Origin of the sequence: Duganella sp. LjRoot269 (assembly GCF_964254095.1) — a bacterium.
Classification (GTDB): domain Bacteria; phylum Pseudomonadota; class Gammaproteobacteria; order Burkholderiales; family Burkholderiaceae_D; genus Rugamonas; species Rugamonas hordei.
Genome location: NZ_CAXUSL020000002.1, coordinates 53372 through 75366 on the forward strand (window position 1 = coordinate 53372; position 21995 = coordinate 75366).

Consider the following 21995-nt stretch of genomic DNA (forward strand, 5'->3'; position numbering starts at 1 on the left):
GCCTCCTCCACCTGCAGCACCAGGTCGACGGCGCCCGCCATGCACGCGCCGCCGGCGCGCCGCGGTACTGACGCTGGCCAGCACCACGCCCGGGCACACACCAGCTGCGGGCCGGCCGCCGCCGGCGCCGGGCCAACGCCAACACCTGATCACCACCAGGTCCCCGATCGCCGCTGGCGCGCGCGCAGCGCGGCGATGGCCACGGCCATCACCAGCTGCTGGCCCACCTGCTCCACCAGCTCGGCGCCTGGCCGGCGCCTCCTCCACCTGCAGCACCAGGTCGACGGCGGCCGCCATGCACGCGCCGCCGGCGCGCCGCGGTACCGACGTTGGCCGGAACCTCACCCAGGCACGCACCTGCTGCTGGCCGGCCGCCGCCGGCGCCGCGCTAACGCCAACACCTGATCACCGCCGGATCGCCGATCGCCGCCGGCGCGCGCAGCGCGGCGGTGGCCACGGCCATCACCAGCTGCTGGCCCACCTGCTCCACCAGCTCGGCGCCTGGCCGGCGCCTCCTCCACCTGCAGCACCAGGTCGACGGCGGCCGCCATGCACGCGCCGCCGGTGCGCGCAGCGCGGCGCTGGCCACGGCGCCCGCAGTTGCAACCACGCCTCAAGAACTGCGCTCTAATCGGCACATCACTAAGGAGATCCGTGCACGATGAAGCAAACAGTCGAAGAACGCCAAGAACAACTGTTGGCAACGCCAGCGGCACCAAGGAAGCCTGAGCAGGAAAATCTCCCCTCGGTCGCGATCGCCCACCGCAACAAACTGATCAAGTTGATTGAACAAGCCTCCAGACGCCACGCTAAATTGGACGTCTTCCGCGACTTTGTAACAATGGCTGCCACGGCGTTTGCCAGACTGGATCTGCACCATGCTTCGCGCCGCGAAGAAGAGTACCTTGCTTGCGTTCGCCGCTACAGCAAGGAAGAATTGGCGCTGTTCCCGCAGATGATGGCTGAGCTCACGATGGGTATGGAGGCCTGCCCTCGCGACATCTTGGGCGAGACGTTCATGATGCTCGAACTGGGAAACGCGTACAAAGGCCAGTTTTTCACTCCCTACGAACTCTGCCAACTGATGGCCGAGGTGACGTTCTCCGAGGTCAGCCAGGAAACCATTGCCAAACAGGGCTTCATCACTGTTCAAGAGCCGGCCTGCGGCGCAGGCGCAATGATCATCGCCGCCATGATGTATTTACGCGAGAAGGGCATCAATTACCAGCAGTGCGTCCACGTCACTGCCATAGATGTCGACTCGACCGCTGCGAAGATGACATTCGTCCAGCTCTCGTTGCTGCACGTGCCCGCGACCATCGTGAACGGTAATTCGCTCACGCTCCAGGAATTTGACCACTGGCATACCCCGGCGCACATACTGGGCTTATGGGGCCCCCGGCTGAATTCGCGCGACGAGCAAATCCCAAGTGAGCAGGATATCGAACAAGACGATGAATCCGTGGAATCCCATGTTTCTCGGTAATCTCTGGTGTCCAAGAGCAAGATTGTCTTAAGTTCTCTATAATTGTTATCACTAGGCAACTGGTGCGGAGTTATAACCGCGTGTCAACCAAACCCGTTTGACGACTTTAGTCGGAATGCACTACCGTTCAGTATTAGCGCCATGGCGCCCAGCAGCTAGCGGAAATAATGCCAACAAAGAAACATGCTCTCGTCGTAGATGGCCATCCGCTTGTGTGCGATGCGTTATGTAGCGTCGTCGCCTCCTTCTACCCAGACTACACCATCCACGGCGCCTATACGGCTCGCCAAGCGCGCGAACACTTGACGACCAGCCCCAACCGCTGGGCAATGCTTCTGTTCGATCTCAATCTTCCTGATGAGGATGGGATAGAACTCATCCGAGAGGTTCGCAGCCACCTGGACATCCCGATCATGGTGATAACGGGTCGCGACGATCCGATTACCGCCCAAGCGAGCAAACTAAGCGGCGCCACCGGCTTTCTCAGCAAGGGCTCCACGACTGACGAACTGCGTGATGCATTGTCAACAGTCCTGGCTGGGCAAGCCTATTTCTCGAAGTCCTTGGCGCTAGGCGCGATTTCGCCAGCTGAACTAACGCAGCGGCACAAGCAGGTACTCGATCTGATCCTCCACGGCAGGTCGAACAAGTCGATCGCCAGTGAGCTGTTCCTAAGTGACGGGACTGTCCGAAATCTCGTCAGCGCGCTCTTCGACGTCTTCGATGTCAGCGCGCGAACCAGGGCCGCACTCATTGCAAAAGTCACAGCCACGGGGTACCGTCCGCCACAAAATAAAATCATATGACAATTGTCACTTGGCAACTTTACTTACTTTCTAGATACTCATAACTTCCCTTACGGGCCAGATTTTTGTCGGGGCGCAATTGCGTCGAAGAACACCTGCTTCAGGAGTATCAGATTTTGCTGTCACTTTCTATGGGCGCAGATAGCGCCGGCGAGATGTTCATGCCTCAAACGCCAGGCCAACACCCCGGATATGCTCCAGGCGCCGACCAGGCCCTGTCGATTTTTGACGCGAGGGTCAACGATACGGGCGCCTATGAACGCTGCATCGCTGAATGGGACGGCTTGCTCGGCTGCCATGCTGATTTCGAGGACTGGATGAACCACTTTGACGGGAGCATCTGCACTGCAACCGAACTTGCGACGTTAATCACAATGGCGCCAAATGACACTTTGCGTCATGTCGCGCGCGAAATGGTCTATTGTCGCCAACAACTGGCCCTGACCCTGGGTTACGCTTTCCAAGCCAACGACGAGGAACAGGCGCTCTTCAACCGGTGCGAGGACGAGTGGCAGGACTTGCTGGCCCAGTTCCCGAAGTTCAACTCCTGGTTGGTCTCGATCGACCGATTTACCTGCAGCCGTGCAACCCTGCTCGAGGCTATTCGCCGCGCTCCAGCCGCCGAGATTCGCCAGGCCCTGCGCGAGATGTACTGTTTCCGCGAGACCGCCTCCTTGGCGACGTCGATTCCCTTTGCCTGACCCCGCAAAAAAGCCCTTGCACGCAAGGGCTTTTTTCTGTGTGGCCGCGGCGGTTAGATCGCCGCTGTTATAGCCGCGACACGCCGCGCCATCAGGTCCGGAGCGATCCCGCTGTCGATCCGCGCGGGCTCCTGGGCCATCCAATCCACGAGTTGCATGCCCAGTTTCGCAAGGCCCGCATCCTGCTGTGCAAGCTGTGCGCCAACGAACAGTTCGGTGAAGTCCATGCCGTCGTCCATCGTCTGGGCCATGGTAAAGCCCACGGCGATACTTTGGGTCATATAGGCTGCGTGCTGATGGTACGCACGGTCAGTACGCAGCCGGCCAACCAGAACTTCGTCGCCGATGGCATTGGCCGCTTCGTGGATCATCGTTGCGATGCGCTGTGATGGCAAGCGCATCTCCGCGAGCGACGAGTTCATTGAGATCGTCATCTTCGTCTCCTCGACTTACTGACGCACGGTGTAGATGTCGCCGCGAGCCTGTTCGACATCGTGCAGCCCATTGCGGCTGTAGACATTCTGGCTGTGATCGCCCAGCTTCATGTCGCCACCGGTAACGCGGCTGCGAGCCAGTTGATAGCTGTAGGCGTACTGGTGAACATCATAGCCGCGCTCGCCCAGGTATTCCAGGGCCTCGGTGAATGGTTGGCGCACCGCCGTGTATTCTTGCTCAGCCGTGCGCGTCTGCGCTTGAGCAGCGGAGATCTGCTGGCGCAAGGACTTACTCGACGGCGACAGCACCAGGTCATCTTGCAGTTGCTGCACGGAGTACATGCTGCGGGCGTAGCCGTCGCGCGCCGACAGGAACGTTTGCTCCATGTTATTCAACTTGTCCATACGCTCGCCATTGAGTGGGACAGTACCGCTTTGCAGCTGCGACGACACGCCCACCGCGGACGATCGCGGCGCCACCATGGTACTGCCTTGGTTCCGCATTACCCGGGTATCTACGGTTGTGGTCGTAGTGGCGATCCCGCTTGGTCCGAAGCTGTCGAAGCTGGAAACGCCCGATCGCTGCGAGCGGCCGTTCGTGTTGCTACCACTCTCCTGCATCGATTCCGATACCCAGACGCCGGCGGCGGCGCCGGCGACTTCAGCGACCTTACGACCGTTGCCGCCGCCAATCCGGCTGCCGATCGCACCGCCGATAGCGCCGCCCAGCACATCGGCCGCGGCGCGTTTGATCTGATTTTGCGACTGATTTTGCGCCTGGGCCGGGGATGTCGTCATCGACACGGCCAGCGCCGCGACCAGCGTCAAGGCGACCACTGACATGCGCTGACGCAAAGGCTCGTGGCGCTCCAGCTGCAGAGCAGCCGAATCCACGGTAGCCGCGTAGGCACTGGAAAAGATCTTGGAAGGCTTGCTCGTCATATTCACTCCTCAAAGGTGGGCTTAAGTGTTTGCATCCTACTGCGAGACGGTGCGCGTGGTTGCAAGCGCAGGCGTGGTCAACAAGTTGCAAAATCGCACTTACTTCGTTCGGGAGCCAATCATCCTTGCGAGACGAGGGCGCAATTTGCCAAGCTATCCCTAAGCGACCACATGGGGACGCCAAGCCATCCACACCAACTCACTAAAGGAAATCCACATGTTTTTATTCAAAAATCTGCAGCTGTATCGGCTCCCGGCCCCTTGGGCCTTCACGCCGGAGCAGATGGAGCTTGCGCTGCAAGCGCAGGCGTTTAGCCCGGCCGGCAGCAGTGAAGTGGAGCGCCAAGGCTGGGACAAGCCCCGCCCTAACGGAGGCTTGGTCCACGTGGTCAATAAGCAGATGCTGATCGTGCTGGGCAAAGAGAAAAAGCTTCTGCCGGCAACCGTCGTGAACCAGGTAGCCAAGGCCCGCGCGGCGGAGATGGAAGAGGCTCAAGGTTTCGCGCCAGGGAAGAAGGCGATGAAGGACCTCAAGGAGCGCGTCCATGACGAACTACTGCCGCGTGCATTCGCCATTCGTAGCGACACTCGTTGCTGGATCGATCCGGTCAACGGTTGGCTGGTGGTCGATGCGGCCAGTCCAACGAAAGCGGATGAGGTCATCAAGATGCTGCTCAAGGCAATCGATCGCATGCCAGTAGAAAGTTTGCGCGTGCAAAACTCCCCAGTTGGTATGATGACCTCCTGGCTGCAGGAAGACGACGCTCCCGCAGGCTTTACCGTGGATATGGATACCGAACTACGGGCCACGGGAGAGAGCAAAGCCGCAGTGCGGTATGTGCGACACACGCTGCCGGCAGACGAAGTTGGACGGCATATCGCAGCTGGTAAACAGTGCACTCGCTTGGCGATGACCTGGGACAGCAAGATCAGCTTTGTACTCACCGAAACGCTGGCGATCAAAACGGTCAAAGCCCTGGACGTCATCAAGGAAAATGAAGCAGCAACACGCAATGACGACGAACGCTTCGACGGCGATTTCATGCTGATGACCGGCGAACTGGCCAAGATGCTCGCCGACATCACCGAAGCCCTGGGCGGCTTCGCGGCCGCGTAACCCGAAAACTGGGAGGACACGTGAAAGATGTTTCCATTACCGAACTCGAAGCGGCGATCAATTACTACCGAAATCACTCCCCCACGGATGAACAGGTACCGATCCTCTGTCGCGAGGCCCGCGTGTTGGCAGATGCCTATGCGATGCTGATCATTAGAAAAAAAGACGGCATCCAGCTTTCTGAGCTCAATGATTCTCAGAAAATGGTGCTTGAAGACTACTTCGCCAAGACAAAACCGCAATAGGCCAACCAAGCAAAACTGTGGCTGAAATTCCTTCGCGTGATCTGCAACCACGCCTCGGTCAGCCACAGTAGACGCGCTATAATTCGAGCACACTTACTGCTTGCCCGGTTTACAACATTATGACCAATAGCTCGTACGAACCACCCGTATTTGACGTCCCACCTAAGGTGACCGGGGTTACTTTCGAGGTCTTCCGGGCCGACAAAGCGTCGCCGGAACGCAAAACATTCCTCTATGATCCAGAAGAGGACATCGACGGTCGCTCACTCAATGACCCCCTTCTCGACTGCAATGTATTTTTCCAAGGCGTCGTGACCGATTCGTCCGTTACGCAGGCCCGTACTTCTATTTCCTTCGATCACAGCCTTCGCCCTCTACTGCCGATCCCAAGCCACGCCAAGGCATCCAACCTCAAGAGCATTGGCGATTTGATCGGCGTGGTAATCGATATGATGAACGTGAGCGGTGAGTTTGCCGATGAATCACAGAAAGTGACTCCCTTTCTGCACTTGGCCACACTGGCCGGCAAAGAATTACCAGGCGCCAGCGCCGGGGCCCACCCCAACACCTGATCACCGCCAGATCCCCGATCGCCACCGGCGCGCGCAGCGCGGCGGTGGCCACGGCCATCACCAGCGGCTGGCCTACCTGCTCCGCCAGCTCGGCGCCCGGCCGGCGCCTCCTTCAGCTGCAGCACCAGGTCGACGGCGGCCGCCGTGCCGACGCTGGTGGCCAGCAACACGCCCAGGCACACCAGCTGCGGGCCGGCCGCCGCCGTCGACGCGCCCACCACAACACCTGATTACCGCCAGATCCCCGATCGCCACCGGCGCGCGCAGCGCGGCGCTGGCCACGGCCATCACCAGCGGCTGGCCTACCTGCTCCGCCAGCTCGGCGCCCGGCCGGCGCCTCCTTCAGCTGCAGCACCAGGTCGACGGCGGCCGCCGCGCACGCGCCGCCGGCGTGGCATTGGCACGCACTGAACGATATAAACGATTTACAATATTCCAGGAAGAGACAGGTCTTTGCCTAGCCGGCGCCTCGCGGAATCAGGGGTAGGATGAAATTATGAGCAGTGTGGTACTCAGTGTAGACATGACCTTCGGCGACAGCGCTTCGGAAGTCAATCTGATCAAGGTCACTAACTCTGTCGGGGACGACATCTCGGACAAGTTCCGCCAATTCGCGGCAAACAACAACATCGACTTGAAGAAGAAGGAGGAGCTCGAATCTGCAGCCGGCACGTTCGCAAAGCAGTTCGCTGGCATGCCTTGGTTGCCGTAACTACGGACTAACCAGCAGGCTCTCCGATACCCGTGCGTCAGGCCTTTCGGTCCGCATGGGTATCGGACAAGCGCTTATCGAAAGCGAGCACTCAATATCTTTTCCTGAAGTGCCTTGGGTCGTCCAGGCAGACCCACCTCCACAAAGAGCAGTCCTTCGTGATGCATGCGGATCCGGCGCAACAGCTCCAGATCAATGGGGTCAATCAACGAGCCCATGGTTTCGACAGCACCGTCATGGCAGTGCAGTTCCACAACACCGGCGGCGGTCACAACCACGCGCTGTATAGGAAATCGGCCAGGGCGACCATTGACCACGATGAATGGCACCGAGCCAGACAGGCATTCATAATAATCAATTGCCGTTTTAGCAAACATTGCGGGACCTCCTAAATTGTCTGGACAAAAAAATGATATATCATTAGACTTTCGTTTGTTCCGTATTATAGCCATGCGACGGAACACTGCAAAGACAAATACTTTCTTCCATATGAGCGAATCATCCCTAGCGGCCTTACCACGGCTGTTTGACGACAAAAGCGACGCTGAGATCGTGGAGATGACCTTTCCGCACAGCGGGCTGTTCGTCTCATTGTCGCCACGAACCGCTGTTCGCTATAACGGCTCTCGGAAGCTGCCACCTGGCCCCCCACACTCCCTGCACAGGGATGACGAAGGCAGTTACAGCTTGACCAGGGTCGCCATTGTTCGAGTTCATCCGGACACCCATATCCAGCTCGCGCGGCGAATGATTCGAAAGGCGGTGCTGAAAAGCCTAACGATTGGTGTGCTCTGCGGCGCGGTCGCGGCCGCCGGATCCATTTGGTATCTGCGCACCAAAGAAGATGCCAAGTCGGCTGCTTCGACCAATGTCACCGCGCCGTGCCTGATCAGTGCGGTCACCCCCCAAGGGGTCAACTGCCAACTCGGCGCACAGGTCGTAAGGGTCTCAACGGGCAAATTTTTCCCCGACGGACAATACCAGCTACAGGCAGTAAATAGCGATCGCCTCAGCTTTACAGCGGTCCGCACTACTGACCAGCGTCCAGTGATTTTCGTACTGGACCAACATCACTCACCCCAACCTCAAGGAGGAAGCAACAAATGAATAATCTCGTTATGGATAGCCCGAACCTGGACGCAGCTCGTAGCAAACCCCAAACCTCGTCGACCGACGTGCAAGCTGCCAGCGAAATCGTCTCCGCCAAAGTAGCGGCAGAGCGCCTGGAGGTCAGCATGGCTGTTGGCGAAGGCGACTATATCGAAGGCAAGATTCGGGTAGGGCCTGGCAAAAGCCTCGTGATACGAGGCTGCGTCAACGGTGAAATCGAATGCCAGGGCACCGTCGTTATCCTGAGCGGCGGCAAAGTCCTCGGCCTGGTCAAAGCAGCCCAACTCGTCAACGAAGGCGACATTGGCGAGCTGAAGAACCCGGCAAAGCTGGACGTCGGCGAACTCGTCCTTGGCGTGAACTCCCGCGTTATCGGCGATACGGTCTATGACACCTTGGCCGTCGCTACGCCGAATCGCGGCGTGCGCGGTCAGATGATCCCACGTTCGGAAATGGATGCAGAGGAAGCGTAACCCATGCGAAGTCGCATGTTGGCGATCCGCGCACGCACCGTCATCGGGTTGAGCCTGGTTGCAGGGTGCTCGACGAGCTCCTCGGAACATATGGCAAAACACGCAACGCCTGGGCAATTGGTGAGCCAAGCCATTTCCCCGGAGCCGATTCAATGGACCAACGTATCGCTGCCACACTCTGCGGAGATCGGCACCGAGCTGGAGCCGCTTGGCTATCGAGAATCTGGCACGCCCCAAGCACGCCCGCCGCCATACCCATTCGGCCGGACGATACGAACCAAGGTCGCGCCTCGAGGCGACACACCACAAACCAACAATTCGCAAGGCAACTTGGAAATGGAAAATTCGAAAGCGAACACGACAGCCGTGCAGCTACAAGCCCCGCCAGTTTCACGCGGCAAGGACGATCACGCTTTTGACCTCACGCAGATTGGGATAGGCGGCCTCGGTTTCGCCATTCTCTATGGCGCAATCGCGCTTGCGCGCCGCGCTGCGGTCGACCGCAAGAAGAAGCGCGCCGACGAAGCACTGCTTGCAGAAGAGCGAATGCAAGATGCGGTGCGCAACGCCGTCGCCGCGCAACTCGACGTGCTCAAGAAGGCAGATGCCACGCCCGCCACGCCGACGGCGAGTACGGAGCCGACTTTCTCTCACATAAACAATGAGGGATCGGCAGCTCAGGCAGAGCCTCCAGCGGCGCCACACTTGCCGGTACCGACGGATCCTGAACAGCCGGCCATACCCGTCGTATCAGATGTCATCGAGCCGGTCGTCGAGCCGGTCGTGGATCCGCGCAGGACCGATCCCAAGTATCTGGCCGCGCGTAGGCTCCTCGATGCGTTGCATGCTGCCGAACGTGATGTCGAACCCTTCCTCGAAATGATCAAGACTGCAAATCTGCCTGACGATCACGACAAGCATGATGCCGCACTTCGGGTGATCGGCGCCTGGCACCAATGCGTGCAGCGCACACGAAATTCGCTGCAAGAAGCCTTCGTGCGCGCCCAGCTGCACGACGAGCTCCCGAGCACGCCGGCACCGGAAAGTCTCAGCGATGCGCTGGCGCGTCTGTACCAGCACGCGGCTTTCTTCACTTCCCTGCTGACCGTGCAGCAAAAGCCAAAGTCGCCTATCCTCGCGTGGTCAAAGCAGCTGCCCGGTGCCGTGTTGCAGCTCTATTGGCATGCACAAACGCATCTCGTGGCGAAGGACATTCAGGCGCATCCGCTGCCCCAACTTCCGGAAGGTACAACGGCCGGCCGGGCGCCAGCCGCACCACCACCGGATAACGGCGACTTTCAGCACCTGTTGAAGAAGGCCATCGGAGGCAGCCATGGCGGCAAGTGATCAAGCGCATGCCGCATCTCAAGAGCAAACGGGTTCTCGGCAAGTGGGGGACATGATCAATACCGCGGCCGCCGCCAGGATCCTCGGTGTCACGCCGGCGACGTTACGCAACTACGCCTGGCTTCAGTCGCTTACCAAGCGCGAGCGCAAGCAACGCTCGCTACAGGAGCCGCCACCAGGCATGCCGCGTCCGAAACGCGTGCGAGGCGAGTTGGCATGGAAGCATCAGGAAGTTGTGTCCTTTCGCGAAAAACGACAGGCGACTTGATCGTGTCCAACGACGTCATCCACTGGGCGGAGCGTGCGCTCGATGAGCCCTACCCGGACCAGGACTTTTCCTGGGTACGGTGGCAGTTTGCGGCTGGACTCGTAGCGGCCGGGCTTGCCTCATCGGCTGTGGTCACATCGGCCGTGCTGCTGGCGCCGCCCACGCATTCGGACGCGGATCAAGCAATTCTGATCGTCTCAGCGCAGGTCGAGGAGGTAAATCCGGAGCTGAAGATTTCCCTTGGCACGCCGTCGGCAACGCGCGTGCAACGGGACCGCGGCCCCGCAAACACGAAAGTCGAGCGCGGTTCGAATCCGCAGCCCGGGGCCAATATTCCCCCCCAGGCGGTTAAGGTGACCGCTCTGCGTCAGACGGATCCGAAAAAGGAGAGCGTGGAGGTGAACACTCCCACACCAGCGCCGACGACCCAAGCGGTGCCGCCGGCCGCCACGCCTGACAAGGCGGCGAGCCTGGCCAAGACCGAAACCTATCAGGCCACGTCCAAAAACACGGAAAAGAAACCGGTGGATATCGCATCAGGGGAAAAGCTGGGCATCCAGGCCATTCTCAGCGATGGCATCGTCTTGCTGACCGGGCGAAAGGTCAAAACTGGATTCCCGCTGCCGAATGGCGAGCTTCTCGTGGGAACAGATCCGGCCAAGGGAATGGCAGAGACGGATCGCCGGGTGCTTGTCGTCACACCTTAGTTGAAGTAGACGCGGCCAGCACGGCGGGTAGGCCGTAGGTTTTTCATCGCATTAAATTGGGTTTGCACAGCAAGGACATACCTTCGGAAAAACCCCCGGAAGCACTAGCACCTTTGTCAAAAGCCGCTCGAGTTTTCCTCCGAGCATCCAGCGTGTGAACAACAAGCTAAAAGCAAAACAACCACCATATCCGACGAAAGGGTTCGTCAATGCACTGTAGGCATCTGGGCCTAAAAGCTCCTGTGCCTCGGAGACATTTGCGATAATCGCCCTCATAGTCACGTAACCATCACGAAAGAAATTGGCGGCAACGACGGCGATTGAAAAGACAATCGCTGTTCGCGCGCAGCGCACTGCCGAAAGCCGGGCATGCAGCCTATTCACGTCGTGGACCAGCGCAAATACAAGCGATCCGGCGAACCCCAGTATCAACAGAATCGGCTTGTGCATGGCGGCAAAGTACCCATCCAGGTTATGGATGTAACACGCCACTGCGCAAACCAGAATCGCCGCGCAAGCGAGATCCCGGCGTGTCTGTCTCGATACCTTCCTCATGTTTATCGATGCACGGCGAATCACCTTGTCGACGTCGCACGCTTGTGCTGCGCGGCCAGCTCCGGCATGAAGTCCTTGTTCAAGGATGCCTGGTAGATGGCCCCGAGGTACATGTTTGTCTTCTGGGTTTCCATCAGGTTCTTGGTCATGAGGCTGGCCATCTGCGCGGAGATCATCAGCTGCTCACGCTGCAATGTGGTCTGGTCGCTGGTCGCCGCGATCTCCTTCACCCATTCCGGGTTATCGTAGCGCCGCGCGACGTCGATGGCCATCATCTGGTGGAGCGACACGCCCTTCGTATTCCAATCGGGCGCTACTTGAGGAAGCAGCTTCACCAGGTAGCGCGCCGCCGCCCCGCTACCATCGAGCATGGCTTGCAGAATCGGGACCGTGGCTGGGTATTTTGTGCGATTGCTCGTCCACTCCTCGATCGGACGCATCGCCAAATCCACGCGGGACTGGTAGCTGTCTTTCAGCGCCAAATAGCGACGCCCCTCATCGGTTTGCGTCTCAATCTTCGTCAAGTCGCGCAACTGCACTGGCGCCGACAGGTTGCGCACATATGCCGTTGCCGCGGCCAGCTGCTTGTCGCTGAATGACAGCGACACTTTGCCAGTGTCTGCGGTAGTCTGCGCGCCATCAAAGATCGTCGACGCACGGATATCCGCGTCTGGTAGTCCCGCCAAGCCGGAAGGGGTGCTACCAGCCCAGCTGCACTGCTGCGAACGCACCTTGCCGGATGCGTACGTCTCGCATGCGCCTTTCTGCGCCATGACGGCCTGCACTTCCGGTTGCGGAGCGAAATCGTCGTTACGGGAGATGGACAGTGCCTTGTCCAACGAGGAAGAGCCCGTCGACGGCCGGAACGAGCCAGCGCCACGTGGGCCGAAAGCGGATCCGTTTGCGCCGGTAAAGCCTGGATTAAGGCGGTCAAAACTCGGATCCCCAAGGCCACGAGAGGCATTGGCGCAGGGATCGATGGGAAGACGGGTCGACCGCTCGACGTCGACCGCTTGTTTAGCTTTCTCTGCGTCCAGCTGACGTTGCACCTGGTTGCTCGACGATTCGGCGATCTGCGACGAAATCTTTCCCGCGTTGGCGCTGATAAGGTTCTGGATCTGATACAGACTTTGCACGACGGTGGTGGTCGCGGCCGCGATCGCCCCGGTGATGGTGGTCGTTGACGTGGTGATCGCAATGATAATTGGCCCCGCGTCCAACTGCGCATATGCAATATTGGGGATAGTCGCTGCGTAGCACACGGCCAAGGCACCGACGAGGATTCGTTTCTTCATGCGCGTGCTCCCTTATGGACCGATAAACGATTTCATGCTGTCCCAGGCGCTGCCAATCGCGCTGGAGATCTGACTGGTAATGGACTGCGACGCCACGGGCACCTGATTTGCCACCTGGCTGGTGACCTGCCCCATCGCTTGCCCGGCGATTTGCCCGCCGATCCCGTTGCCGAGCTGGCCATTTACCGCCTGGCCCAGCTGGCCCAAATCGCCCGTCACGCCCTGGCTGACCTGCTGCGTTACCTGACCAACGCTCTGCGAAACTTGGGTCGCCAGTTGCTGGCATGCCGCGCTGCTCAGCTTCGTGATCATCGCCGCAGCACCAGGCGTCAAGCCAAATGCGGTCATATCGAGCGCTGACAGCGAGTCGAGACACGCACCCTTTACAGTGTTTGAGGCGAGAGCCACTGCCGATAGGCCCGATGTACTGCGCGCAAACTGATCCTGGCGCACCTGCTGCTGTATGGTCTGGATGTCGTTGCGGAAGTCGTTGCAGGGACCGGCCAATGCCGAATCCACCATATAGCTATAGAACGTAACAGTAGCGGCCACAGCAATGCGTCGTTTCATTTTCAAATCCTTGAGATCATGGTCGCCAGTCAGTTCTGGCGTACCGATTGCGACATGGTATCTACATCGACCGCCTGGCTTGGCTGCACGTCAAACCCGGCAACGGCAATGAGGTCTGCAAGCGTCTCGGAAGTGACTGGCGCGACCTTCTGTAGCACATCATCCAACATGCCGGTCGCTTTGGAAAAGCGCTGGCTGAATTCATTTTTCGAAACCTCTTCCCCGGCGCGGAACCAGCTGATCACCCGCATGGTCCTCGCCACATATTCCGTCCTGTAGATCTCGGAGGCCTGGCGAATCCACGACTGCATCACGGACGTCCGTTGATCGTTCGACAGCGAGCCGGAAAACTCGCAATTTAACAGAACGTCGCGAACGACCCGGTCGAAGTTCTCCAGCATCGCTGCCAGGACCTGCGGCTTCTTTTTCCCATAGGTGAAGGTCTGTCCGCGTCCGTTGCCGAGCCGCTCATCGGAGACGGCCTCGTAGAAGCGCAGCGTTGCCTGGTGCATCGCCACACGCAAGCGGGTCTCCATCGTTTCCTCCGAATCGACTCGCAGGTATCCCACCTTGTTCATCATCAGGTGAGCACGAGCCTGCTGCTTCTCCAGAAACTGGGGATCACTGAATACGCCGGCCACAGTACGCAGCAGATCGTCAACTTGCTGCTGCTGGTTCTCGGCCGTTGAACCCTGCCAGATCCGCCCGATTATGTGCGTCAACATTGAATTGAGCTCGATGCGATCGTACTCCTTCGCCATCGGCGTCAAAGCGACCTGCTCCGACATCACCTTCGCGAGTGCGTCAGCAGATCCGAGCATAAATTTCAGCGCTTCTTTGCGGTCCGTGAGGCTCGCGTCGGCACCTGGCCGCTGGATAATTCCCAGCATGAGAGGGCTCATGTGATTGAGCAACCGCATTGACAGCTTTGCGTCACGCCAAGCAGGCGAGTAGTCGGCGCTGGGGCTCGCGACGGCCGTCCGATAATGGACCTCCATGGCCTGTTCGATCGCCCGGGCAGGCAGCTCGCGGCCAGCGCCGTGCATTACGCCGCCTGCTGGAGAGGTTGGTACAGCGGCCATGCGACCAGTTCCTTGTCATCGAGCTTCATCAGCGCATCGCGACGGTCACGCGCCATGCCCGTGAAGAACGTATAAACGGGAGTGATGTCCACCGCCCCTGGATAGCCCAGTCCCAGCACATCGCAGGCAGCTGAATGCAGTGCCGCGAGGCGAAGTCCGTCTTCCAGGATGCCTTCGGCCGCCGGCGACGCGTTGAAGCATTCGCTGAAGATACCAGCATGATCGGGCAGGTACGAAAAGCCACAGCGCAAATCCGGCACATCCAGCGTGCGCATCACCTTACGCTCGGCCATGCGCCCCAGCAGCGGCAAAAAACCTTGTGCCGAGAAGACCTCGTCCGCGTAAATGATGCTGTTGTCGAGCCAGAAGACAGTCCGATCCTCTTCCGATCGCGCCGTCGATTCAGCAGCAGCCAGCAAAGCTTCAATCAGGTTCATTGTCCGATCCCATTCATAGGTTATATTGCGTCGCGGGCAATCCCTCGCGCTCTTCGAACTGGTCCCAGTCGACAAGGGAAGAATCGCTCGAGGCCCCCTCCATTCCCATCGCCTCCATAAACTTGGAGAGGTCGGTGCCATTTCGGGACACCGTCCGCGACAAAATCTCGCACGCTTTCTTGATCTCGACTGGGCGCTCCAGGAACGCCGACTGCAGGTGCGGGATAACCCCCGGCGACACATTGACGATCTGGATCCACGCTTCCAAATTTGCAGGGTCCTTGACCCAAGCCAGGGTCTCGTCATGATGCTCGGACCCCGGCTGTGCCAGGTCTGAAGCAACGTCTGCGATCATCTCGATAAAAAGCATGCATCGGCCATGCACCGTGAAGGCGTCGATGCCCTCATGGACGATCAGGTCCGAAGGGACATCTTTTTCAAAGTCTTTTACAATTTTAGGCATGTGCGGCTCCGATCAATGCTTTGTCGGGACAGACGGCCCAGGCACGGTTCCGCGACGAAGAGCGCGCATCACACTTTTCAGTCGGCGGTCGTATTCCGCTCCGTCAATACCGAGACGCACGCATGTTGCATCGCGGCCTTCTTCCAACACGTAGCGCGCACTGTACACTTCGCGCTCACCTTCGGGCAGCGCTTCGATGGCCTTTACCAGGCGCGACATTGCCTCATTCGGACTATTCATTACGGCATCCTCAATGCGGCCGCTCACCCGGAGCATCACTGTCCGGTTCCTGTTGATCAAGGTCGGCCTCCATGTCCGCCGGCTGCATAGCGCGCTGACGAAAATCGGCGCGCAGCGTGTTGATTTCATCCAGGGAAGTCATGGCCATCTTTTCGCTGACCAGACCTTGGTTTCCCAGCATGCCCTTGAGCACCTCCACGGTCTTCGGGACCGCTTCGGCGCCGATGTGGCGCTCCAGTTGTTTCAGGGTATTGGCAATGACCGTTTGACTGCAGCCAATGCCCTGAGCACTGAGGCCGATCGCGCGGCGCGCCCCGTTCAGCGTTTTCATAGCGTTCTCCGTTTTCATTTTGTTTCCCTAACACCTTTCGGCATAACCGAGTATTCATTCTGCCCTGTCTGGACCGGCGCGGTTGCACTGGCAGCCAGATTCTTGCGTCGCCGCACATCACCGACCACGGCTGTGACAAATTTTCTGATGACCGCTCGAAAGTGCTCCGGAGCCAATTCTCCAAGCTCGATCTGACGACAAAGCATTTCCCATTTGGCGGTCAGTCCCACGCTTTTCAATTCAGCTGGCAGCGCACCTTCAAGCCGGCTCCCCGACGCGGTCAACACGACCTCGGCGCGCCGCGTACCATCCTTGGACGTCGTCATGCGCGCTAAAGAGCCATTCCTCAGCAAGTCAACAATCGCCTCGCTGCGAGTACGGGCTGTGCCAATTCCATTCGTCGCGCGCAGCACTGCCGCATCTGATTCCGACATGGCGTGGCGCTCGGCCAGCAACATGTCCTCCAACAGATCGGCTTCAGTATACCGTTGTGGAGGCTCGCTCTGAGAAACAGTAACCCGTGCTGACACCGCGCGCACGAATGCTCCAACGCGCACTCCGGATAGGTCGAGCGGCTTCACGAAGGTTGCTCCTCTTCGGTGGGACACTCAAATTCAGCGGGCGCCTCATGATGCACTTGTTCTTCGTCGTCGATCGTCATGTCGGGCGCCTGTGTCTCAACGTTAGTCCATCCATAGGCCACAACTTGAGTCGACTGTGCGCCGAACACGTCCTCCCCGAACATGACTTCCACAGAAGTCGCGTCAAACTCGAATTCCGGATAGAACTGCGCGGCGAAACGGTTCGAGATCATCTCAAAAACCCCCCTCTCGGCTTCAGAGAGATCCCGGCTGCTGGTCGGCAAAACGCCCAGAGGTACAATCGCATGGTGCTCGTTCTGCCCGATTTTCGAATCATCCACTGAATCCGGCCGGGATGACGCGTTGGCCCCCCGCATTGCTTTACTAAACATGGGGGACAGACCAGCCATGATGTTGCGGGCGTCCAGCAGCATTGTCTCCGGAATGTATGGGCAGTCGGTCCCGATGTAGGAGATCAACTTGTGCTTTAAATAGAGGTTCGTCATCGCCTGGGTCACCTCCTCCATCGGAATGCCCAGCTTCCGACAAGCGTCGACCTCCAGTGTCGTTTTCGTAAACGGTAGCGGCGCCGCGCGGCGAACGCGCCTCGTCCCAGCCTTGGCATAGCGACCGGCCAAACCAGCGTTGATCTTGTCGACGATGGCCTTGGCCAGCTCCTCGCTGACAATTCTCCCTTTGTCGTCGAACCCAGGCATATTCTCGGCACCAGGGCGCGCCTTCCAGTGCAATTCAGTACCATCATCCAGGGTGATCACCGGCATGTAGTAGCGAACAGGTTTGAAGGTAGTGAGTAAGCGTTCGCGCTGCGCAACCATCCACATGACGACGCCCTTCAGGCGCCCGACGGCGACACTCGAATCGCCCAGCAGCGACTGATAGGCGCGTGAGGCATTAATGCCCAGTTCCCAGTCGGCCTCTTGGCGCGCCTTCGCGGCGGCACCACTGTTCTGCCAGCGCGAGTCACCATTCGGCAACAGCCTCGCAAACGCCTGCTCGAGGGCCGTTGGATGCATGTCCACCAGCACAGCGCGAAGGATCTTTGGCGATGCAGGATCAATACCCAGGTGCATAAAGAGCGCATCCATCACCAGCTGACCTTCGCGGCCGATATCGCCGGCATTGATAATCACGTCCGCCGTCCTTACTTCCCTTTCAATGATCTTGTACAGCGGGTCCGGAACTGGCCCCTTATCCGACATCAGCGGCGTGCCATCGGACTTCCGACCCGCTCGAGGCACCCGCTTGTGCTCCGCCGGGAGCACGGGCAGATAGGCGAGCGGATCCTGCTCAAGTTGCGCACCATCCAGGTACGCATCCATGGGCATCAGTTCGATTAAATGCCCATTGGTGAATGAGACGAAGTCGCCGTTCGGCAGGCGATAGCCGCCCTCCTCGACAACGAGGCGGCCGCCATGGCGGCGGACGAGGAAATTGGCAATTTCCTTCGCAACCGCGGACTTCTCAGCAATTGTCACCGTTTTGGGCATGGGGTAAAGTGCGAATTTTGCAACACAGTTTCATTCTATTGCTACAGGACCAAACAAATACACTCCTATGGTACAAGAATGCAAGCCCAAAGGAAAGGTGTTTAATCCCGGTGCCCGCAGCGAAACACCGTCAAGTTCGCCTACCGCTCGCGGATTATCGGCGGCCGTGCCAAGTGAGACTCGCATTTCTCGGGCTTCTCTGCCGTGCAAATCCGATTGCAGCACCACATCGACGGCGGCCGCCGTCGCGCGCAGCTCCGCGCGACGGGTGGCTATCACCAGCTCAGTGCCCGGCCGACACCTTCACCAGCAGCGGCACCAGGTCGACCGCAAACGCCGCCATTGGATTGGCCAGCTAGAGCGCGGCTTGGCCGGCCAATTTCGTGCGTGTGCGCATAGAGCGCAGCATGTCAGGCAGTTCAGAAACGGTCTGCTCGAAATGCGCGTCATCGGGGACGGCGAGTACGTATTGCAGGGTGGGAAGAGGGAAGCTTGCCGGGATACGGCCGGTGCAGTGCGCCATGCGGCGCGGGACTTTTTCTTAGTACGGCAGACCAAGGCGCTGACGCGCTTCGACATCAAAGGCTTCGACCGCAGACTCCAGCTCAGTTTGGACCTGCACGCGGGCGGCGCGATCATCACTCATATCAAACGACAGATCAGCCCACACGATAATCATGCCGAGTGCCATGGCGTGATGCTGCGCGACATGAGCGGCGTCCTTGGGTTCGCTAGTGGCGTACAGGCGGTGAATCGCACCCCGCACTGTTTCGGTGATCTGAACGAATGTCTTAGCGTCTTGGATGGTCATCATTAATCCTTTTCCGGCACTTGCTGCTGGCCCGCGGTGATTTCCCTTTACTTCGCCACGGTGGTTTTGGGCGGCGCGAGCCAGCTACCCGGGTCACTCAATAACGTTGCGCCTAACCGCGCCGAAGCGGGCCAAGCGACGATCAATCCGACCCATTTGCGAAAGCCTGAGCCGGTCTGTATTTCAAGCGCGGACATACTTCGCCGCAATACGAAGGCCCCTATGGCCATCCACACGAACAAGGCGGCTGTCGGCCAAGGTTGAGACACGGGCACCGCGCAAGCCGCGAACAGCAGCAGCCAACCCTGACGGCTCACCGTCACGCCAGCACTACTCAGGTTTCGCACCAACACATATCTGGACATCGCGGTCATTCGCTTCGGCTACCGGCCGGAACGGGGCGCGGGCGCCATTTTATAGTTCAACCAGGGTGGCTGCGCACGAGGCCGCGCAGAACCATTACCCTCAAGCCCGCCAGCACAAGGAGCGCGCCTGCTACGATCAATTTGCTCCGGTAGATTGCGACCAGACAGCCCACGATCTGCGCGCATAGCACTATTCCTACAAGCGCCAATGTGAATCGCCTGTTGGGCCAGTTCTGCTCTTTCGTTGCAAGAGACATGATTTTCCCTATTACTGTTCATCGGTCTGTTGGCGGCCGTCGTCTAGCCAGTCCCCAAGCTTGACAATTAGCCCCAGCACGGCCAATCCAAAAAGAGCCGGGCCCAGCGAATCAGTCGCCGCAGCCTCCATCCACGACAGCACAACAGCTTGTAGCAGGAAAAGTCGCGCTCCAGTTAGCCTACGGCCGAGACAAAAGAAAGTAATCGAAAATCCGAATGCCACTAAACTAATGACAAGCACGATAATAGTCGTCATATTGAATCTCCTTCCGTTTTTTGCACGCGGTACGCGGCGATCTCGGCCACAGCTACCCCATGCGAAACATCCGGGACCATCCAGCTGTCGATTTCGACATCCCCTCCGGAATGCATCGACTGGTCGAGCGAAACGTGCACGATGCCAGCGCGCTCAAAATCGTCGTACCCCAGAGCGACGTAATAATCGTCATCAAGGCGAAGCACGTCCGACTCCTGAGGGTGAGTTCGCCGCACAATGTCGCGGACGGCGACACCCGCAGAGCACAGAGCATTGGCAATCCTATCGGTGACGGTTCGGTCAATCATGTGTTTTCCTCGCTGGTCGGCAGCACTTTTTCCTATTGTGGCGTCGTGGCGGGACCAACAATTTTCCCCTCGCGAGCGGACTTCCACTTTGCGACGCTGATTAAAAGCGAGATAGCACAAACCAGAAAACCTAAACCGGCGCCCATCATCAGTAACACGTCGAGCTTCGTGGCGGCACCCTCGGCCACGCCAAATCTAACCAGTAGCACGCCGAGAAAACTGCAGGCCAGTATGTCCGTTAGGACAGCTCGGCTATGCTTCCACATCGGACCAAACAGGGAGACTTTCGTGAAGCTGATAAGCCACGCAACCAATTCCTTCAACAGTCCGCCGACCACTGCCGCCAGCAGCAGCTTGATTAGTTCTGCTCGATCCATCTAAACCCCTCTAATTTATATCGCTATCGCTTGGGTGGCCGTATATCGCCCTGAAACGTATGCATTCGACACGCAGTGCGATACACCGACGCACAGGCCCCAGCCCTATTGTAGCGCCGCTCGTACGGCTCTTGCGAGCGTGGCGTAAGCTTGGTCAAAGTCCCCAAGCGTGGCCGCCGGCGTCGACACATGGGTACCATCGGCTGAACGCGCCAGTGGCACGGGCCTTTTCAAACCACCTCCATGCCACAAAAATGCGGTTCACAGTTCACCACGTTTCGGCCGGCGCGTCAGGAAGCGCGAAAACGTCTGCCAGGTCACGAACCAGAATTTTCACCGACTGCAGCACAAATACGCTGCTACGTGTCGCCCGGGTTTCGATCGACATGATCGCCGAGGACGGCAGCGTTGCTGCGAGCAGTCTGCGCAATGCGTTACAACTGGCGTCACAATCGCGTACTGCGACGTCCTGGTTATTATCATCCAACAACACAAAGCCTTTGGCCTCGAAATGCTGCCGTACCCTTCCTCGCCGCTCCACCTCTGGCAATGAAGAATCCTCATCGTACACCCGCTCCTCAAATGCGAGATAGAGGGAGCAGCTAAACTCAACCTCCAGGCCGCCGGTGTTCGTCAGGCGCATATCGGAGGTATGGCCAAGGCCATCGCTTTTCCACCATGCGTGTACTCGCCCGTTCAGATCGCGCATCGTGTCTCGCAATTGCTGCGGTAGCAGTGCATTCGGCTTGTGTTCAGCCATCCTTGCTCTCCATTTTTTTTACAGGTACTCGTCGACGTGAGCAGACAGGGCCTGCACATCATCTAAATTTTGAATACAGAAAGTAGCCTCTGACAGGATCTGTGCTTCTCCCCGCCCGCATCGCGCGCCGATGCTCAGAAATTCGGCTGAAGGAATCGCCCGAGTGATCAGATCAACCAAGGCATCGCGGCTTGCATCGCATGCGACAAGGTGTCCGACGTTGCTTCGCCCTGCTGTCAAGACAAAGCCACGTTCTTCGAGCGATTTAAGCCACGCGACGCGCGCGGCCTTATCTGATACCGGAGTGTTTGAGTCGAGCATGGTGGTATTGCCAAACAACATGCAGGATACAGTTACCTTCATGTTTCCCCAGCCATCCATTGTCACATCCTTGACGCTTCCAAGACCTGACGCGCGCCACCAGGATTTTATGACGTCGCTGAGGTGTGCCACAGCGTGCTTTGTATGTTGGGCAGCGACCTCGCTGCCGATGCGACGCTCCAGTTCCCTGATGCGCTCGTTCGCCGTACGTAGTGCCGCATTGCGACGCGATTGCTCTTCAGCCGAGTCGGTCACCACGTCAGTGATCGCCCCAACTTGGGCGAGACGAGACTCCGACACGAACAAGATGTTATATATCAAATTTCTCTCCACCAGCTGACCTGGCGCGAGCATTTCGGCGAGATGATGCAGAGCCGAAAGCATGCCCGTCACCTCGCGGCGGACGACGGCGCTCTGGTCTTCATTCAGTTGCACCGGCGGGGCGCTGCCGTATGGGCGCTCAAACAATCTTCTCTCCTATCCTATTTTTCAGATTTCGCTGCAGGACAATCCATTCCGGATGCTCTTGGGACAGTATACCCAGTCGGGCAAGCGTC

At 58.8% G+C, this 21995-nt stretch carries 33 protein-coding genes; 12 read left to right on the top strand and 21 right to left on the bottom strand.

Annotated features, from left to right (window positions below):
- Positions 1–388 precede the first annotated feature (388 nt).
- On the bottom strand, positions 389–610 hold the full coding sequence (locus tag ACSQ3S_RS32935) for a hypothetical protein (protein ID WP_436145171.1): 222 nt from the start codon (positions 608–610) through the stop codon (positions 389–391).
- Positions 611–661: 51 nt separating this feature from the next.
- Here ACSQ3S_RS32935 and ACSQ3S_RS32940 point away from each other — a divergent pair, with 51 nt between their 5' ends.
- The 3 genes from ACSQ3S_RS32940 to ACSQ3S_RS32950 all read left to right on the top strand — a co-directional run bounded on the left by ACSQ3S_RS32940 (position 662) and on the right by ACSQ3S_RS32950 (position 2993).
- On the top strand, positions 662–1486 hold the full coding sequence (locus ACSQ3S_RS32940) for an N-6 DNA methylase (protein ID WP_436145172.1): 825 nt from the start codon (positions 662–664) through the stop codon (positions 1484–1486).
- Positions 1487–1653: 167 nt separating this feature from the next.
- Positions 1654–2292: a response regulator gene (locus tag ACSQ3S_RS32945; RefSeq protein WP_436145173.1), complete on the top strand. Its 639-nt coding sequence runs from the start codon at positions 1654–1656 to the stop codon at positions 2290–2292.
- A 116-nt stretch (positions 2293–2408) separates the two neighbouring features.
- Entirely contained in the window at positions 2409–2993 is a 585-nt protein-coding gene (locus ACSQ3S_RS32950; RefSeq protein ID WP_436145174.1) for a hypothetical protein, read from the top strand.
- Positions 2994–3046: 53 nt separating this feature from the next.
- Here the strand turns inward: ACSQ3S_RS32950 and ACSQ3S_RS32955 are convergent, their stop codons facing one another.
- Positions 3047–3427: a hypothetical protein gene (locus ACSQ3S_RS32955; protein ID WP_436145175.1), complete on the bottom strand. Its 381-nt coding sequence runs from the start codon at positions 3425–3427 to the stop codon at positions 3047–3049.
- 15 nt (positions 3428–3442) lie between these two features.
- Complete coding sequence (locus ACSQ3S_RS32960) at positions 3443–4369, bottom strand: glycine zipper 2TM domain-containing protein (protein ID WP_436145176.1); 927 nt, start codon at positions 4367–4369, stop codon at positions 3443–3445.
- Positions 4370–4586: 217 nt separating this feature from the next.
- On the opposite strand from ACSQ3S_RS32960, the gene ACSQ3S_RS32965 reads away from it, so the two are divergent.
- From ACSQ3S_RS32965 to ACSQ3S_RS32980, 4 genes are all read left to right on the top strand, one after another.
- The gene (locus tag ACSQ3S_RS32965; protein ID WP_436145177.1) at positions 4587–5486 is read left to right on the top strand and encodes a recombination-associated protein RdgC; all 900 of its coding nucleotides are present in this window, start codon (positions 4587–4589) and stop codon (positions 5484–5486) included.
- Positions 5487–5506: 20 nt separating this feature from the next.
- Positions 5507–5731, top strand: coding sequence for a DUF3717 domain-containing protein (locus ACSQ3S_RS32970; protein WP_436145178.1), 225 nt, complete (start codon positions 5507–5509; stop codon positions 5729–5731).
- 119 nt (positions 5732–5850) lie between these two features.
- Positions 5851–6303: a hypothetical protein gene (locus ACSQ3S_RS32975; RefSeq protein WP_436145179.1), complete on the top strand. Its 453-nt coding sequence runs from the start codon at positions 5851–5853 to the stop codon at positions 6301–6303.
- 496 nt (positions 6304–6799) lie between these two features.
- Complete coding sequence (locus ACSQ3S_RS32980; protein WP_436145180.1) at positions 6800–7015, top strand: hypothetical protein; 216 nt, start codon at positions 6800–6802, stop codon at positions 7013–7015.
- A gap of 74 nt (positions 7016–7089) precedes the next feature.
- Here the strand turns inward: ACSQ3S_RS32980 and ACSQ3S_RS32985 are convergent, their stop codons facing one another.
- Positions 7090–7392 (bottom strand): hypothetical protein, encoded by a 303-nt coding sequence (locus ACSQ3S_RS32985; protein WP_436145181.1) that lies wholly within the window; start codon positions 7390–7392, stop codon positions 7090–7092.
- A gap of 112 nt (positions 7393–7504) precedes the next feature.
- Between ACSQ3S_RS32985 and ACSQ3S_RS32990 the strand changes: the two genes are divergently transcribed.
- The 5 genes from ACSQ3S_RS32990 to ACSQ3S_RS33010 are packed head-to-tail and all read left to right on the top strand — an operon-like array spanning position 7505 to position 10920.
- Positions 7505–8122 carry a hypothetical protein gene (locus tag ACSQ3S_RS32990; RefSeq protein WP_436145182.1) on the top strand — a complete coding sequence of 206 codons (618 nt, stop codon included), beginning with the start codon at positions 7505–7507 and terminating at the stop codon, positions 8120–8122.
- On the top strand, positions 8119–8598 hold the full coding sequence (locus tag ACSQ3S_RS32995; RefSeq protein ID WP_436145183.1) for a polymer-forming cytoskeletal protein: 480 nt from the start codon (positions 8119–8121) through the stop codon (positions 8596–8598). Before ACSQ3S_RS32990 ends, ACSQ3S_RS32995 begins: the two co-directional genes overlap by 4 nt.
- Positions 8599–8613: 15 nt before the next feature.
- On the top strand, positions 8614–9945 hold the full coding sequence (locus ACSQ3S_RS33000) for a hypothetical protein (RefSeq protein WP_436145184.1): 1332 nt from the start codon (positions 8614–8616) through the stop codon (positions 9943–9945).
- A complete protein-coding gene (locus ACSQ3S_RS33005; RefSeq protein ID WP_436145185.1) occupies positions 9932–10213 on the top strand; it encodes a hypothetical protein in 282 nt (93 codons plus the stop codon). Before ACSQ3S_RS33000 ends, ACSQ3S_RS33005 begins: the two co-directional genes overlap by 14 nt.
- 2 nt (positions 10214–10215) lie before the next feature.
- Entirely contained in the window at positions 10216–10920 is a 705-nt protein-coding gene (locus ACSQ3S_RS33010; protein ID WP_436145186.1) for a hypothetical protein, read from the top strand.
- A 51-nt stretch (positions 10921–10971) separates the two neighbouring features.
- On the opposite strand, the gene ACSQ3S_RS33015 is transcribed toward ACSQ3S_RS33010, so the two are convergent.
- The 17 genes from ACSQ3S_RS33015 to ACSQ3S_RS33095 form a co-directional block, all read right to left on the bottom strand.
- Entirely contained in the window at positions 10972–11370 is a 399-nt protein-coding gene (locus ACSQ3S_RS33015; protein ID WP_436145187.1) for a hypothetical protein, read from the bottom strand.
- Between the two features lie 125 nt (positions 11371–11495).
- A complete protein-coding gene (locus ACSQ3S_RS33020; RefSeq protein WP_436145188.1) occupies positions 11496–12770 on the bottom strand; it encodes a hypothetical protein in 1275 nt (424 codons plus the stop codon).
- Between the two features lie 12 nt (positions 12771–12782).
- The gene (locus ACSQ3S_RS33025; RefSeq protein WP_436145189.1) at positions 12783–13340 is read right to left on the bottom strand and encodes a hypothetical protein; all 558 of its coding nucleotides are present in this window, start codon (positions 13338–13340) and stop codon (positions 12783–12785) included.
- A 29-nt stretch (positions 13341–13369) separates the two neighbouring features.
- Entirely contained in the window at positions 13370–14422 is a 1053-nt protein-coding gene (locus ACSQ3S_RS33030; protein ID WP_436145190.1) for a hypothetical protein, read from the bottom strand.
- Complete coding sequence (locus tag ACSQ3S_RS33035) at positions 14386–14859, bottom strand: hypothetical protein (RefSeq protein ID WP_436145191.1); 474 nt, start codon at positions 14857–14859, stop codon at positions 14386–14388. The genes ACSQ3S_RS33030 and ACSQ3S_RS33035 overlap by 37 nt, the downstream gene beginning before the upstream one ends.
- 13 nt (positions 14860–14872) lie before the next feature.
- The gene (locus ACSQ3S_RS33040) at positions 14873–15322 is read right to left on the bottom strand and encodes a hypothetical protein (RefSeq protein WP_436145192.1); all 450 of its coding nucleotides are present in this window, start codon (positions 15320–15322) and stop codon (positions 14873–14875) included.
- 12 nt (positions 15323–15334) lie between these two features.
- Complete coding sequence (locus ACSQ3S_RS33045) at positions 15335–15562, bottom strand: hypothetical protein (protein ID WP_436145193.1); 228 nt, start codon at positions 15560–15562, stop codon at positions 15335–15337.
- 10 nt (positions 15563–15572) lie between these two features.
- Positions 15573–15893, bottom strand: a complete 321-nt coding sequence (locus tag ACSQ3S_RS33050) for a hypothetical protein (RefSeq protein ID WP_436145194.1) — start codon at positions 15891–15893, stop codon at positions 15573–15575.
- A gap of 14 nt (positions 15894–15907) precedes the next feature.
- A complete protein-coding gene (locus ACSQ3S_RS33055) occupies positions 15908–16474 on the bottom strand; it encodes a DNA topoisomerase (RefSeq protein ID WP_436145195.1) in 567 nt (188 codons plus the stop codon).
- Complete coding sequence (locus ACSQ3S_RS33060) at positions 16471–17982, bottom strand: DNA topoisomerase (protein ID WP_436145196.1); 1512 nt, start codon at positions 17980–17982, stop codon at positions 16471–16473. Before ACSQ3S_RS33060 ends, ACSQ3S_RS33055 begins: the two co-directional genes overlap by 4 nt.
- A gap of 541 nt (positions 17983–18523) precedes the next feature.
- The gene (locus ACSQ3S_RS33065) at positions 18524–18796 is read right to left on the bottom strand and encodes a hypothetical protein (protein ID WP_436145197.1); all 273 of its coding nucleotides are present in this window, start codon (positions 18794–18796) and stop codon (positions 18524–18526) included.
- Positions 18797–18840: 44 nt separating this feature from the next.
- Positions 18841–19167, bottom strand: a complete 327-nt coding sequence (locus tag ACSQ3S_RS33070; RefSeq protein WP_436145198.1) for a hypothetical protein — start codon at positions 19165–19167, stop codon at positions 18841–18843.
- A gap of 259 nt (positions 19168–19426) precedes the next feature.
- Positions 19427–19672, bottom strand: coding sequence for a hypothetical protein (locus ACSQ3S_RS33075; protein ID WP_436145199.1), 246 nt, complete (start codon positions 19670–19672; stop codon positions 19427–19429).
- Positions 19669–19980: a hypothetical protein gene (locus tag ACSQ3S_RS33080; protein WP_436145200.1), complete on the bottom strand. Its 312-nt coding sequence runs from the start codon at positions 19978–19980 to the stop codon at positions 19669–19671. The genes ACSQ3S_RS33075 and ACSQ3S_RS33080 overlap by 4 nt, the downstream gene beginning before the upstream one ends.
- A gap of 32 nt (positions 19981–20012) precedes the next feature.
- The gene (locus tag ACSQ3S_RS33085) at positions 20013–20357 is read right to left on the bottom strand and encodes a hypothetical protein (RefSeq protein WP_436145201.1); all 345 of its coding nucleotides are present in this window, start codon (positions 20355–20357) and stop codon (positions 20013–20015) included.
- 268 nt (positions 20358–20625) lie between these two features.
- Complete coding sequence (locus ACSQ3S_RS33090) at positions 20626–21117, bottom strand: hypothetical protein (protein WP_436145202.1); 492 nt, start codon at positions 21115–21117, stop codon at positions 20626–20628.
- An 18-nt stretch (positions 21118–21135) separates the two neighbouring features.
- Positions 21136–21906, bottom strand: a complete 771-nt coding sequence (locus ACSQ3S_RS33095; protein WP_436145203.1) for a hypothetical protein — start codon at positions 21904–21906, stop codon at positions 21136–21138.
- Between the last annotated feature and the right edge of the window lie 89 nt (positions 21907–21995).